This window comes from Dehalococcoides mccartyi CG5, assembly GCF_000830885.1.
In the GTDB taxonomy this organism is placed as follows: Bacteria; Chloroflexota; Dehalococcoidia; order Dehalococcoidales; family Dehalococcoidaceae; genus Dehalococcoides; species Dehalococcoides mccartyi_B.
The window spans coordinates 852,574-866,988 of the sequence record NZ_CP006951.1 but is presented as its reverse complement, the minus strand read 5'-3'; the positions used below and the strand labels follow the sequence as shown (position 1 = coordinate 866,988).

Annotated in this window: 10 protein-coding genes; 6 read left to right on the top strand and 4 right to left on the bottom strand. The window is 46.0% G+C overall.

Annotated features, from left to right (window positions below):
• Positions 1-80 precede the first annotated feature (80 nt).
• The 3 genes from X794_RS04575 to X794_RS04565 all read left to right on the top strand — a co-directional run bounded on the left by X794_RS04575 (position 81) and on the right by X794_RS04565 (position 3,650).
• Complete coding sequence (locus X794_RS04575; protein WP_012984381.1) at positions 81-1,412, top strand: glutamine synthetase family protein; 1,332 nt, start codon at positions 81-83, stop codon at positions 1,410-1,412.
• An 84-nt stretch (positions 1,413-1,496) separates the two neighbouring features.
• The gene (locus tag X794_RS04570; RefSeq protein WP_034376410.1) at positions 1,497-3,197 is read left to right on the top strand and encodes an NAD+ synthase; all 1,701 of its coding nucleotides are present in this window, start codon (positions 1,497-1,499) and stop codon (positions 3,195-3,197) included.
• A gap of 27 nt (positions 3,198-3,224) precedes the next feature.
• Positions 3,225-3,650: a DUF3795 domain-containing protein gene (locus X794_RS04565; protein ID WP_034376412.1), complete on the top strand. Its 426-nt coding sequence runs from the start codon at positions 3,225-3,227 to the stop codon at positions 3,648-3,650.
• A 44-nt stretch (positions 3,651-3,694) separates the two neighbouring features.
• Here the strand turns inward: X794_RS04565 and X794_RS04560 are convergent, their stop codons facing one another.
• The 3 genes from X794_RS04560 to X794_RS04550 are packed head-to-tail and all read right to left on the bottom strand — an operon-like array spanning position 3,695 to position 6,151.
• A complete protein-coding gene (locus tag X794_RS04560) occupies positions 3,695-4,369 on the bottom strand; it encodes a Maf family protein (RefSeq protein ID WP_034376414.1) in 675 nt (224 codons plus the stop codon).
• A gap of 28 nt (positions 4,370-4,397) precedes the next feature.
• On the bottom strand, positions 4,398-4,934 hold the full coding sequence (locus X794_RS04555; RefSeq protein WP_034376416.1) for a carbonic anhydrase: 537 nt from the start codon (positions 4,932-4,934) through the stop codon (positions 4,398-4,400).
• Between the two features lie 35 nt (positions 4,935-4,969).
• A complete protein-coding gene (locus X794_RS04550) occupies positions 4,970-6,151 on the bottom strand; it encodes a class I SAM-dependent RNA methyltransferase (RefSeq protein WP_034376418.1) in 1,182 nt (393 codons plus the stop codon).
• 133 nt (positions 6,152-6,284) lie between these two features.
• Here X794_RS04550 and X794_RS04545 point away from each other — a divergent pair, with 133 nt between their 5' ends.
• A complete protein-coding gene (locus X794_RS04545; RefSeq protein ID WP_034376421.1) occupies positions 6,285-9,974 on the top strand; it encodes a PAS domain S-box protein in 3,690 nt (1,229 codons plus the stop codon).
• Positions 9,971-10,669 (top strand): response regulator, encoded by a 699-nt coding sequence (locus tag X794_RS04540; RefSeq protein WP_011309498.1) that lies wholly within the window; start codon positions 9,971-9,973, stop codon positions 10,667-10,669. Before X794_RS04545 ends, X794_RS04540 begins: the two co-directional genes overlap by 4 nt.
• A gap of 368 nt (positions 10,670-11,037) precedes the next feature.
• Here the strand turns inward: X794_RS04540 and X794_RS04535 are convergent, their stop codons facing one another.
• A complete protein-coding gene (locus tag X794_RS04535) occupies positions 11,038-12,444 on the bottom strand; it encodes an MBL fold metallo-hydrolase RNA specificity domain-containing protein (RefSeq protein ID WP_041344561.1) in 1,407 nt (468 codons plus the stop codon).
• 258 nt (positions 12,445-12,702) lie between these two features.
• Here X794_RS04535 and X794_RS04530 point away from each other — a divergent pair, with 258 nt between their 5' ends.
• A complete protein-coding gene (locus X794_RS04530; RefSeq protein WP_012984373.1) occupies positions 12,703-14,379 on the top strand; it encodes a peptide ABC transporter substrate-binding protein in 1,677 nt (558 codons plus the stop codon).
• The last annotated feature ends 36 nt before the right edge of the window (positions 14,380-14,415 follow it).

Below are 14,415 nucleotides of genomic sequence, written 5' to 3'. Positions count from 1 at the left end.
AGCGAAACAAATAAATGGTAAACTGTTAACTAAAATAGGGAAAGATATTTCCCCAGCAATAAAAAGGAGAAACGTTAGAAATGACGAGAGCAGAATCCGTAGAGTACGTTCTTAAAACGGCCAAAGATCATAATGTTCGGTTTATTCGCCTATGGTTTACTGACATTTTGGGTTCACTGAAAAGTTTTTCCATTGCTTATAACGAGCTTGAAAGAGCGTTGGAAGACGGTATGGGTTTTGATGGTTCATCTATCGAAGGTTATGCCCGCATAGACGAATCCGATATGGTAGCCTTGCCCGATCCGGATACCTTCAAGATTATACCTTGGTCCAATGGTGATTATCAGGTTGGGCGCATGTTTTGCGATATCAAGAAGCCGTCAGGCGAACAGTTTGAGGGTGACCCCCGCTATGTCCTTAAGCGCAATCTTAAAAAAGCGGCTGAGATGGGTTTTACCTTCTATATTGGTCCTGAACTGGAGTATTTTTATTTCAAAAATGACCATTCAACCGAATTTCTGGATGAAGGCGGCTACTTTGACCTGACTCCCCGTGATTTGGCTACTGACCTTCGGCGTGAAACCATTGTGGCTTTGCAAGATATGGGCATCATCGTTGAATATGCTCACCATGAAGTTGCTCCCAGCCAACATGAAATAGATATCCGCTATACTGATGCTCTGACCATGGCGGACAATGTTATGACCTATCGCTTGCTGGTTAAAGAAGTGGCCATGCGGCATGGTCTGCATGCTAGCTTTATGCCCAAGCCCGTCGGTTCCGTAAATGGTTCCGGCATGCATACCCATCAGAGCCTTTTCAAGGGTGACAGGAACGCTTTCTTTGATGCCAAAGATTCATATTACCTGTCCACCATGGCCAAGCAATATATTGCAGGCATACTCAAATATGCTCCCGAATTTACTTCAGTTACCAATCAGTGGATAAACTCATACAAGCGTCTTGTACCCGGTTTTGAAGCCCCTGTATATCTTTCTTGGGCTCGCCGTAACCGGGCTGACCTGGTAAGAGTTCCTGAGTACAAACCGGGACATGAAAAGTCCACCCGTATTGAGCTTCGCTCTGCTGATCCGGGCTGTAACCCCTACTTGGCTTTCAGCGTTATGCTGGCCGCCGGTCTCAAGGGTATCGAGGAAAAACTGACACCTCCTGCTCCTATAGAAGAGAATGTTTACGAAATGAACGAAGTTGAACGTGCCAAGCGCGGTATCGGGACTTTGCCCGGCAGTTTGCTGGAAGCCCTGAAGCTGACTGAAGGCAGTTCACTGGTGCGTGAAGCTCTGGGTGACCATGTTTTTGATGCATTTGTGGCTAACAAGAAAATAGAATGGAGCCAGTACAGCATAGCTGTTACTGACTGGGAACTTAAGAGATATCTGCCCGTTCTATAACCTTTACTGAATAAATTGGCGCAGGGTCTGGCAAATAGGTTACAATAGCCTATACCAGACCCTGTTTTTATATATGAGGGCAATATGGGAAAACTGCGTTTAGCCATGGCGCAAATTGATAGTGTGGTGGGTGACTTGGCAGGTAACACCGCCTGCATTGTCAGTCATGTTCAAAAAGCCCGTTCACTTGGAGCAGATGTTATAGCCTTTCCCGAATTGGCTATCTGTGGTTATCCACCTGAAGATTTACTGCATAAGCCCCGTTTTGTTGAAGAAAACTTGCAGGCGCTGGATGCTGTAATAAAAGCATCACAAGGCATCACGGTGATTGTGGGTTATGTAGATTCCCATGACGGCCTTCGTAACGCTGCCGCCATTATCCATAATGGCAGTCTGATTGATAGCTATCACAAGATATTTTTACCTAATTATGGCGTTTTTGATGAAAACCGCTATTTTCTGCCGGGTAACCGCTGTCCCGTTTATACTATCTGCGGGCTTCAGGTGGGGGTGAATATTTGTGAAGATATTTGGTTTACCTCAGGCCCGTCTACCGCTCAGGCAAATAAAGGGGCGGAACTGATTATCAATATAAGTGCTTCACCGTATCATTTCGGCAAGAGAAACCAGCGTGAAAAAATGTTGTCTGACCGTGCCCGGGAAAACCGGGTGTATATTGCCTATACCAATATGGTGGGTGGTCAGGATGAGCTGGTATTTGACGGTGCCAGTGATGTATTTGATTATAACGGCAACCTGCTAATCAGAGGCAAGCAGTTTCAGGAAGACCTGGTGGTACTGGATCTGGATATACCGGTCTTGCCCAGACAGGCGGATACAAATGCGAATGTCCCGGACTCTATTTTTGTTTCGTCTGCCGGGTTTGAAACCCCCAAGCCGCCTATTGAAAATATTGCCTTTACCCCTTTGGAAGCAGATGCAGAGGTATATCAGGCACTGTTACTGGGTACCAGAGATTACATAAATAAAAACGGTTTTAAGAAAGTGGTCATCGGCCTTTCCGGCGGAATAGATTCCAGTTTGGTGGCTACTATTGCCGCTGATGCATTAGGCCCTGAGAATGTGGTGGGGGTTATCATGCCTTCCCGTTATTCCTCAGAGGGCAGTATTTCAGACAGCCTGCATCTGGCGGGAAATCTGGGCATAAAAACCCTTCAGATTCCCATAGACCCGCTTTTTCAGTCATTTCTAAATACACTTTCCGATGTATTTGCCGGAACTGAAGCTAATACCACCGAAGAAAATATTCAGGCACGCATTCGGGGTAATCTGCTTATGGCGCTGTCAAACAAATTCCACTGGCTGGTGCTTAATACCAGTAATAAAAGCGAGACGGCTATAGGCTACAGCACCCTTTATGGCGACATGGCAGGCGGTTTTGCCATTATCAAAGATGTTCCCAAGGTGCTGGTTTACCGTCTGGTTCACAATCGCAACAAATTGGCCGGTTTTGACTTGATACCGAACAATGTACTGGCCAAACCTCCGTCTGCCGAACTCAAACCTAACCAGCTTGATACCGATTCCTTGCCCCCTTATGAGGTGCTTGATCCTATTCTGGAAGCTTATGTGGAGCAGGATAAAAGCATAGACCAGATTGTGGCATTGGGGTTTGCAGCGGATATTGTAAAGCGGGTGGTCAAAATGGTAGACCGCAGTGAGTATAAACGCCGTCAGGCGCCTCCGGGTATAAAAATTACCCCCAAAGCTTTTGGGCGTGACCGTCGCCTGCCTATCACCAACCGCTATAATCACGCAAACTAAACAGATAATTGGGGTGGGGTAAATAATATGAAAATGCCGGAAACACTCAATCCCCAAATGCTTGCCCCCTGCGGCATAAACTGTCTGGCGTGTCGGGCTCACCTTATGCAAAAGAAAGTCTGTCCGGGATGTTTTACCGATAGTATCACCAAATCAGAAAGCTGCCGGAATTGCCGGATAAAGGCATGTGCCACAGAACATGGGGTGAATGCCTGTGCCGAGTGCGGGGCATTTCCCTGCCCCCTGATTGGCCATATAGATAAAAGATACAGACTGCGTTACGGGCTGAGTCTGATTGAAAACGAGCTGTTTTTAAAGCAGAACGGTTTTGAGGTTTTTTCAGCCAGAGAAAAGGAACGCTGGACCTGCCCCGAATGTGAAGGGATAGTTTGCCTTCATAACCGCACCTGTAGCAGTTGCCTTAAAACATACCCGATAAATCACCCTGTCTAGTCGGCTGTATGCTATGGGGTTTAGCCGCAGGAAAGGCTGGCAGGCTAACGTAAACGGGATATTTCGGTGCGATATATACGGCAGAGGGTGCAATCCCCCTCAGGTTTCCAGTTGCGGGCAAGCTTTGGGTTGAAACCCATTTCGTTTATCAACCGCACTAAAGTACAGGCCGGCAAACCGACTACGTTCAGGTAGCACCCTTGTATATTCTCCGCCGGATTAAATTCCTTGTCCTGTATTCCGTATGCACCGGCTTTGTCCATGGGAAGGCCGCTGTCTACATATCTTTGAGCTTCTGCCTGAGTATATGGGCGCATAGTCAAGGTGCTTTGGCAGGTGGCAGAGCGAATCTGGCCGTTTTCGGCATTTAGTAAACAAACACTGCTTATAACCGTATGGGGTTTGCCGCCCAGCCTTGACAGATAGTTTAAGGCTACTTTTTTGGAAGAGGGCTTGCCCAGTATGCCGAAATCATCTACTACTATGGTATCTGCGGCTATTATCAGCCCGTTGCTATATTTGCTGGCAATATCTCTGGCTTTGATTTGAGCATTTAAAACGGCAAATTCGGCTGGTGCAACCGAACCGTCAGGGTATAATTCAGCCTGTGAGGGGCAGACTGAAAACACAAAGCCCATCTCACTTAGTATCTGGCGTCGGCGGGGTGAGGCTGAAGCCAGTATTATTTCAGGTAGTGTGCCAGTTGGATTATCAGGCATAAATCTGTTTGCTTTCGTACAGGGTATTTTAATCTAAAATCAGGCTGAGCAGGTTATCATCAAGACTATAATAGAGTGGCACAACCATTATACCGGGGTATTTATCCGCCAGGCGTTTGGCCTCTGCAACCACAAACTCAGCTTCATTGTCAATTTCAAACATCGGGGCGTAGTTCATGAAATGCTCTTCAGCTCTTTCCCTGCTCCAGCCGGCATTTTTGCAAAGCCCCTGTATAAACTGGGCTTTCTTTGAAGCTAAATTTATCATACCACAGTTATTATGGGCGATAAGGGCTATATGTTTGACTTCGCCGATAGCTATTGCATACGAGACCTTGAATTCGCTGTTTCGCAAGTTTGCTCCGCCGGTTCGGAGTATATAGGCAAAGTTTTCAGGTATGCGCAGCTGTTTTCGGTTATCCATGCACATACCTATTAGAAGGTGGGCAGAATGGCAGGTATGTAATTCCTTGCCCAGATTCTGATACTCTATCAGTTCGGCAATAGGGGTGTCGGTGCATTCAGACGGTATCTGGCTGGCATCAGTTATTTTTACAATTTTCATAAAAGCCCACCTTACGGTTGATTAACGGTGAAAAGCTAAAGTTTGCATTTTAATAAAGCTAGTGTCTCAACGTGGTAAGTTTGAGGGAACATATCTACCGGTATTACACTTGAGAGTTCAAACGGGCCGGCAAGCAGGATTTTAAGGTCTCTGGCCAGAGAAGATGGGTCACAAGCCACATACACCAGATTTCTGGGTGGATTTTGGCATATAGTGGCTAAGACAGACGGGTGGGCGCCACTGCGCGACGGGTCAAGTATGAGTGCGTCCATTTGCCCTTCAAACTGGTTTATAACGTCCTCTGTCTTGGACTGGATGAGTTCAATATTGTCTATGCCCGAAATATTCAAACAGGCATCCTTGACGGCGGCGGCAGATTCCTCAATGGCTATCACCCGTTTGCAGTCCGGGCTGAGAAGTACCGCAAATGTACCCACTCCGGCATAGGCATCTACCAGCGTTTCACTGCCGCTAAGATTCAGATGGTTTTTTATGAGGTTGGCCATTTTTTCAGCCTGAGGGTTGTTTACCTGAAAAAACGAAGCGGCAGATATGCAGAAATTATGTCCCAGCAAAATATCATGGTATTCTTTTTGTCCGCTTTCAATATCTACATTGGCTTTTACCAGCTTTGGTTGGATAAGGTAGCTGTCTTTATTGCTTCCGTAGCGGATGGAAATCTGGCGGGTTTCCCCGCATTTGCCTTGCAGTCCGGCCAGTACCTTGTTTATGCCGGGGTTCATTATCCGGCAATGGTCTATTTGTATATGGCGGCGTGAAAAGCGGTTTACAAAGCCCAGATTGGCATGGTAAATGGAAAGGCGGGCATGATTGCGGTAGCCGCTTTCCTCGTCCGAAGGGACTACCGGTGATATATCAATGCCGAAAAGCTCGGCTTTTTCGAATTCGGCGGTTACTATTCTGTGTTTTAGCTGTAGCTGGTGAATATAGTTTATATGCTGGAAAGTACAGCCGGTGCAATCACCGAAATACGGGCAGGAAGGAATGACCCTTTCGCTTGAAGGGGTGTGCGCTTTTATTACTTGGGCATAACCCCGCCCGGCCTTGTGTGCGAAAAGACGGATATCCACTGTTTCACCTTGAATACCTCCAAAAACTTCAAGGGTACGGTTTGGCAGACTGGCTGAAGTAAGTCCGAAGTTCAGGCCTTCTTCAAGACGGACATTTTCAATTATCTCAGGTGCAGTTTCGTTCATATGCAGGGGGCATTGTAGCATAAATATAGGTTTTGCGTTTAATTTTGACAGGATATAGCTTGGGTTAAAAATATGTCTTGTTACCAGTTTACTTATAGCCTAAAATTAAGACAATTGGTTCTCCGGGGGGATTATGCGTAAAATTCGCAAAACCAATGCCAGGCTGGATGCAGAACTTGAAGACCTGCAAGGTAACTACGATAAATTGCTTTTAAACCAAACCGCTCTTCATTTTTCCGGAAGGGCATCTCCGTTTGCGCCTTCTCAGATTTTAAAAAATGCTCCCGAAGCAGCTTCTGATGAGATTCGTCAACAAAATACACCAGATGCCAAAGAAATTTGCCGACGTATTATAGAAACTGCCTATGAGGGTGTGATACTCACCGATGCCAACGGCCGGATAACACTGGTCAATCCCTGTGTCAGCCAGATAACTGGCTATTCCTCTGAGGTGCTCCATGGGAAAACGATATTTGAGATGGTCAGTAAAGCCCATTTGGCAACTGCACTTGCCCAGTGGGAAAAACATAAAAAAGGTACTTCAGCCCGGTATGAACTCCAGCTGAAAAAGAGTAACGGGCGGCTGGTATGGGTGGTTTTCAGTGTTTCGGTGCCATTTGGGCAGGATACAGAGTTTAACGGTATATTAGCTACGGTTACAGATATAAGCAAGTATAAAAATGGTATCAGCGAACGCAAAAAACTGTTTAAGCAGGCTGCTCTGCATGATAAAAAAATAGCCGAAATGGTCAGCACCCTGGAACGTGACAAGCAGTCTTTTCAATCTATTATGGATAATACAACCACCCAGCTGGCTTTTTTGGATAGAGATTTCAACTTCATAAAAGTTAACCAGGCTTATATGAAAAATTGCGGTCATACTGAAGCTGAATTGATAGGTGCAAATCATTTTGCCCTTTTCCCCAGTGCTGAAAATGAAGCTATTTTTAGACGGGTGATCAAAACAGGCAAGCCAGTGGAATTTTGTGACAAACCCTTTGAGTACCCTGACCAACCTTGGAGAGGTATTACCTACTGGGATTGGAGTCTGGTACCCATTAAAAATTCCCGAGGAAGAGTACAGGGGCTGGTATTTTCCCTTATAGAAACCACTGTTCGCAAGCAAATGGAAATAGCCCTGAAATTTTCGCTGGAAGAAACCCGCCGGCGTACCCGTGAAACAGCGGCATTGCTGGATGCATCACGTGCCATACTGGAACATTCCGGTTTTAAAGAAGCTGCTATGGCTGTGTATTCTTCCTGCAAGAAAATCACCTCTTGCCAGAGTGGTTTTGTGGGGCATGTAGAAGGCGGTGTTTGCCGTATCATTTACTTTGACAGTACTAAAGGACAGCCGGAACTTCCCCTTTCCATACCTCTGGCAGGTTTGGCTTTGCAGGCCAGTCAAGGCGGAAAAACTGTACTGGAAAATGATTTCAAGGCTGATGATTATTATGCGTTTTTGCCGGCTAATTACTTAAAAGCAGAAAATGCCCTTTTTGCCCCGGTACGTCTTGGCGGGCGAAGTGTGGGCTTGCTGGCTCTTTTTAATAAAGCGGGTGGGTTTGGAGCATCCGATATCAGGGTGGCTTCTTCTTTCGGTGCTCTGGCGGCCATTGCTTTCAAGAGTAACAGGACTCGCCAAATGCTGGAGGAGAGTGAAAAACGCTATCGGTTTTTATTTAATGGTTCAGGTGATGCGGTTTTTGTACATTACATAACTCCAGACGGTAAAACCAGCAACTTTATTGAAGTTAACGAGGTAGCGTGCCAACGCCTTGGATACAGCCGTCAGGAATTGTTAAATATGTCGCCCTGCCAGATAGATGATCCTGCGTTTACTGGTTTATCAGCTGAAGTCGGCAGGAAACTAAAGGAAGAAGGGCGGGTTATTACAGAGCAGAGGCATCTTTGCCGTGATGGTACATTTATACCGGTTGAACTTAATATTCAGCAGTTTGAGCTGGGCGGGAAGCTTATGGTCATTTCGGTAGCCCGGGATATTACCGAACGTAAAAAGGCCGATGCCGCTCTGAAAATGGAAAGAGATAAACTGCTGGGTATACTGGATGCTATGGAAGACGGGGTTTATATTGTAAATGCAGACTACGAAATAGAATATGTTAATCCTCCTCTTATGTCCCAGTTTGGGGCTATCGAAGGCAAGAAGTGTTATGACTATTTCCATCATAGCAACATTCCCTGTGAATACTGCAAGAATAAAGAAGTTTTAAGCGGGCAGACAGTTCGCTGGGAATGGCATTCTCCCTACAACCAGCGGGATTATGAGCTTATGGCGACCCCTGTCAAAAATCCTGACGGCACTACTTCCAAACTGACCCTTTTCCACGATGTTACCGAGCGAAGTCAGATGGAACAGATTATTTTACGATATCAGGCCGGTTTACTGGCTCAGGCGGAAAGGATTGCCCACATCGGCAACTGGGATTATGACCTTTTAGGGCATAGTCTTCTGCTGTCAGATGAGACTTACAATATACTAGGTTTATCTCCTGCAAACGGGATTCCAAATATTAAACAGATTATGGAAATTTTCCACACTGAAGATCGGGATATGGTTCGGGTTGAAGCTCAAAAAGCTATGGTATCCGGCTCAAAGATAAATATAGAACACCGGATAATACGGCCTGACGGACATTTGCGTTATGTCCATGATCAGGCAGAAATAATCTTAAGCGATACCGGTGTTCCGCTGAGGGTACTGGGCACTGTTCAGGATGTTACTGAACGTAAATTGGCCGAAGAAGCCCTTAGGGATAGTGAAAGACGGTATCGCCTGCTGGCGGATAACATGGTGGCATTCATCTGGACTATTGATGAACACTTGAACACCAGTTATTTGTCTCCGTCAATTATCCACCTGCTCAACTACTACCCTGAGGATATACTTGGTAAACATATTTCCATGATATTCACCTCCGAATCTTACGAAAAACTGCTGGATGTCTACCAACAGGTACGTAAAACCGGTTCTGAGCTTATTGTGAACCCGCTTGAACTGGAGGTTAAGCGACAGGATGGCAAAGTTATAATAACAGATACACTGATGCGTCCCCTGTATGATGAAAACCATCATTTTTTGGGTATACTTGGGGCTTCGCGTGATATAAGTGAACGAAAGGCTGCGGAATACGAATTGCACACCCTTTCCCAGCGGCTGGTTGAGCTTCAGGAAGAAGAGCGCGCCACAATTGCCCGTGAATTGCATGACCAGGTGGGACAGTCACTCACAGTTTTGAAATTGATGCTGGATAAAGCTAAAGATAGTCTTCCAGATAGGTCAGAGAAGTTGCTGGCCGAAGCCCAGCCTCTGGTTAGTGAGCTTATTAGCAGTGTCAGAAATATGTCCCTTGATTTACGCCCCCGCATGTTGGATGATCTGGGTCTCCTGCCGGCTTTGCTCTGGTATTTTGACCGTTTTTCAAGCCAGACTGGTATAAATGTAAATTTCCAGCATGCCGGTCTTAAACGCAAGTTTTCTCCCCAGCTGGGCACTGCTGTGTATCGTATTATTCAGGAAGCCTTGACTAATGTGGTACGTTACGCAGGAGTTGACCATGTGCTGGTCAGGGCAAGGGCAGACAAAAACCAGCTGGCACTAGTTATTCAGGATAGCGGCAAAGGTTTTAACCCGGCCCAGCGTGCTACTGGCATGTCAAGCGGCTTGAAGGGTATGAAAGAAAGGGTACGATTCCTTGGTGGTAAACTGGATATAGAATCCAAACCGGGCGAGGGTACTCATATTATAGTTGAACTTCCTTTGAATGAAGAAATGGGCAGGATAAACGGAGGCAAGCCATGATTAGTATTGTACTTGCAGATGATCATCACATTGTACGCCATGGTCTGAAAGCGTTGCTTGAGGCCGAAGCTGATTTTAATGTGGTGGGTGAAGCTTCGGATGGTATTGAAGCGGTAAATCTAGCTCAAAACCTGCAACCAAATGTGCTGGTAACCGACTTGATGATGGGTGGTATGAGCGGCATAGAGGTCACTTATCAGGTAGTCAAGCGTTCCCCCAAAACGGCGGTGGTTATCCTGTCTATGTATGGTAATGAGGCCTATGTGCATGAAGCTCTTCGGGCAGGGGCATGGGCTTATGTACTTAAAGACTCCACCTCTGAGGAACTGGTAAGAGCAGTTAGAGAAGCTATGCAGGGGCATCGTTATCTCAGCCCGCCGTTATCTGAAAAAGCCATTGAAGCCTATATGGAAAAGACGGCTGAAGCTACATCGCTTGACCCGTATGAGACTTTGACCATACGGGAAAGGGAAGTACTGCATTTGGTATCCCAAGGGTACACCTGCGCTGAAATAGCCGAAAAGCTGTTTATATCACCCCGCACAGTCGAAGTCCACCGTGCCAATATGATGCGTAAACTGGATTTACGTAACCAGACACAGCTGTTACGGTATGCTTTGCAGAGGGGCATAATCCCCCCTGAAAACAAGTATGAAATGTCTGAAAAAAATATGCCTGAGGAAACTACGGGATAATTCGTCCCTTAATTACGTAAACATACGTATATATATTAGAATAGTTATGGTTTATATTAACTGCGGGCGGATCCTTTCGGGGGAAACTAGGGTGCTTTAGTTAGAGGCAGCTAAAGCTTAAATTTCATCCAGGTCCCCTGCCGTGTGCTGAGCCCTAGGTGTAATCGGTTATCGGAAGGATCTGCCAAATATTTACTGGGGTTTGTTATGTCTGCGCTGGGTTTATGGCTCATATTAGTAGCCCTTATACTTAGTATTGGTAATCATGAGATGCTAAAAGAGCATTAGGCTAAAGATGGTTGCTAAGCTTGGGTAATTAAGATTGTGTATCAAAATTTGCCGCTGTTTAAGCGGTTTTTTATTTGTCTTTAATCCAGTTGGCATTCATCTTGATATGCCGGTGCGATTGTTTCCCAGCCAAAAGTGTCTGTGATGGCGTTTATCAGCATCTGGTTGCTTTTTGGTTCGCCATGGGTTACAAATACCTGCTCAGGTCTGTTTTTAAAACCCTTTAACCAGCGAAGCAGGGTGGGCTGGTCTGCATGAGCTGAAAAAGCCCTTAGCTCCTCTATGCGGGCATGCACCGGATAGTATTGCCCCAGTATCCGAACTTCTTTTACTCCATCAGTTATCAGTCTGCCTAGTGTGCCGGTTGCCTGGAAACCCACAAACAGAATAGTTGATTCGGGGCGGCTGATATTGCTTGCAAGATGGCGTTTTATCCGTCCTCCGGTACACATACCTGAGCCGGCTATTATTATGCAAGAGTCTTTTTCTGCCAGAATAGCTTCGGAGTCCGCTGCCTTATTGGTAAAGTGAAGCCCTTCAAATTCAAATGGCGAACTGCCGTTTTTTACCCAGCCAGTGGTCTCACGGTCATATAGCTCAGGGTGTTCTTTGAATATTTTGGTAATGCTGATAGCCATAGGGCTATCTACAAAGACTTTTAAACGGGGTATTTTGCTCTCTGATATAAGCCGGTTCAGAAAAAACAACAAATCCTGAGTGCGTTCCAAAGCAAAACTGGGAATAACAACATTCCCTCCCAGTTTAACAGTCTGGTTTATTATGTCTGCCAGTTTCAGCAAAGCCTCATTTATATCTTCATGGGTGCGGTCACCGTAAGTAGACTCTATCACAATGTAATCTGCCTGATTTATCAGGTCCGGATTTTTCAGAATGGGTCTGTCCCAGTTACCCAAGTCACCTGAAAAGGCTATTACTTTTTGATGATTATTTTCCGTTATTTTGAGTTCTATACTAGCTGAACCGAAAACATGCCCGGCATTATGAAAGGTGGCGATTATGTCAGGGGAGATAGTTATTTCCCGGTTGTATGCCACCGTTTTAAACAGGGGGAATACGGCTCGTGCATCTTCTGCCGTATAAAGGGGTATTTCGGGATATTGGGTTTTTCGGCCTTCTCGTTCATGACGGGTCTTTTTAAAAGCAGCATCTTCTTCCTGAATCTTGCCTGCGTCTGCCAGAGATATACGGGCAATTTCTGCTGTGGCTGCTGTTAAATAAACCGGCCCTTTATACCCGTCCTTTACCAGCTTTGGCAACAGACCGCAATGGTCAATATGGGCATGACTGACAAGTACGGCATTCAGGCTTTCAGGCGGTACATCAAAGGGTTGCCAGTTTCGGTTTTGCAGACGCCGTTCTTGGTAGAGTCCACAGTCCACCAGCAGATGGGTGCGGTCTGTCTGTAGCAGGTATCTTGAACCGGTAACATTTTGGGCAGCCCCCAGAAACTGTATTTTTATACTCACATATATGCACCCTCTGCTTTCCTATTATACCTTAACATTTCAGTATTTTGCGGTAAATAGTAGTATGCATCTGGACATATATATAAAAAGTTAGATAAATATTAGCAGCTAAGGAGATATTTCATTATACAGGACAATAATATATAAAAACCAATAACACTATAAGAATGTAATGATAACAAACAAATAAAAGCCTATAGACAAATAATAATACATGAGTATAATAAACTTATAAAACAATACCAGAAAGGAGGTTGTATGAAAGGGAAGTTATTATACCTGCTGGCAGCCCTGTTAATCATTGTGCCAATAGTGTTTAGCGGTTGTACCAGTGACGACAACGATGACGACGGGGATGACGGAACTGTCACCACTCCTCAGGTATTCCGTGTCAATCTGGCAGGTGAACCCAACACCATAGATCCCAACAAGGCTTCTTGGGCTACGGAGAGATCTGTAATCATGCTACTCTTTGTAGGTCTGCTGGACTTTAACTCAGACCTGTCCCTAAAGGCAGCGTGTGCCCAGGAAATTCCCACCGTGGCTAACGGGGGTATTTCAGCAGATGGTTTGACCTATACCTTCAAAGTCAAATCAAACGTGACCTGGAGCGATGGCTCAAAGGTTACCGCCCATGACTTTGAGTATAGCATCAAGAGAATGCTGGATCCCGACACAGCTGCAGAATATGCATCTTTCTACTTTGATATTGTAGGTGCGGCGGCATTTAATGCTGCGGCCAGTGCTGATGCAGCTACCAAGACTGCCCTGCGGAATGCTGTGGGGGTGACAGCGGTAGACGATACCAGTCTGCGCATTACCTTGGCTCAGACCCGCCCCACCTTCCTGTCTATTATGGCTCTTTGGCCTACCTCACCGGTAAAGGAAAGCGTTATTACCGCCAAGGGTAATTTGTGGACTGAAGCCGGCAACCTTATAGGTAACGGGCCGTATACCCTGAAAGAATGGGTGCATCAGGACCACATGACGTTCACTCTCAATACCAATTATTGGGATACCAAGCCCACCCTGACTGAGATTAAGTACCTGATGATTCTGGATGCAACCCAGGAATTATCGGCTTACAAGAATGGTGAGCTTGATATGGCCAGAGTCCCGGTAGGCACGGAAACAGCTACTTTGGCTGATCCGGTTTACGGTAAGCAAGTGGTACGGAACAATGACCTTACTACTTTTGCTTTCCAGTTCAATGTTAATAAAGCCCCCTTTGATAATCTGCTGGTACGCGAGGCTATGTCCTGTGCCATTGACCGGGTGGCCTTTGTGGAGCAGGTTAGAGGCGGGGTAGGTACTCCGGCTTATTCGTGGATTCCGCCCGGCATGCCTGGTTACGATGCTGATTTGGGCAAAGATTTTGCTTTTAATGTCACCAAGGCCAAACAGCTTTTGGCTGATGCCGGCTATCCTAATGGGGTTGGCATGCCCGAACTCAAATTCCAGTATGCAGATACAGCGAGCAACCGAACTATTGCCCAGTTCCTGCAGGCTCAGCTAAAGACCAATTTAAATCTTGATCTTACCCTTGAGCCTATGGAACCGGCAGCCTTTAGTGCCTTTGTGAACAGCGAACAGCATACTTGGGCCTGGTTTGGCTGGGGTGCTGACTATCCTGATCCGGACAACTGGCTACCTGACCTGTTCGGAACCGGTGGTGGCAACAACCATACCGGATATTCAAATCCCGCTTTTGATACGCTGGCCAGACAAGCCATGATGGAACTTGATAATACTCTGCGCCTTCAAATGTGGGCTCAGGCTCAGGAAATTGTTATGGCAGATATGCCCATTGTAACCATGTTCTACCGTGAACGGTTCTATGTTGTACAGCCGTATGTTAAAGGGCTGGAACCAACCGGTATGGATGGCGGCATAATGGGTGATACTTCATTGGTCAATGTCTCTATTGTGAAGTAGTAAGTCTTATAGTCAATATGCAGGGCTCGGCAACAA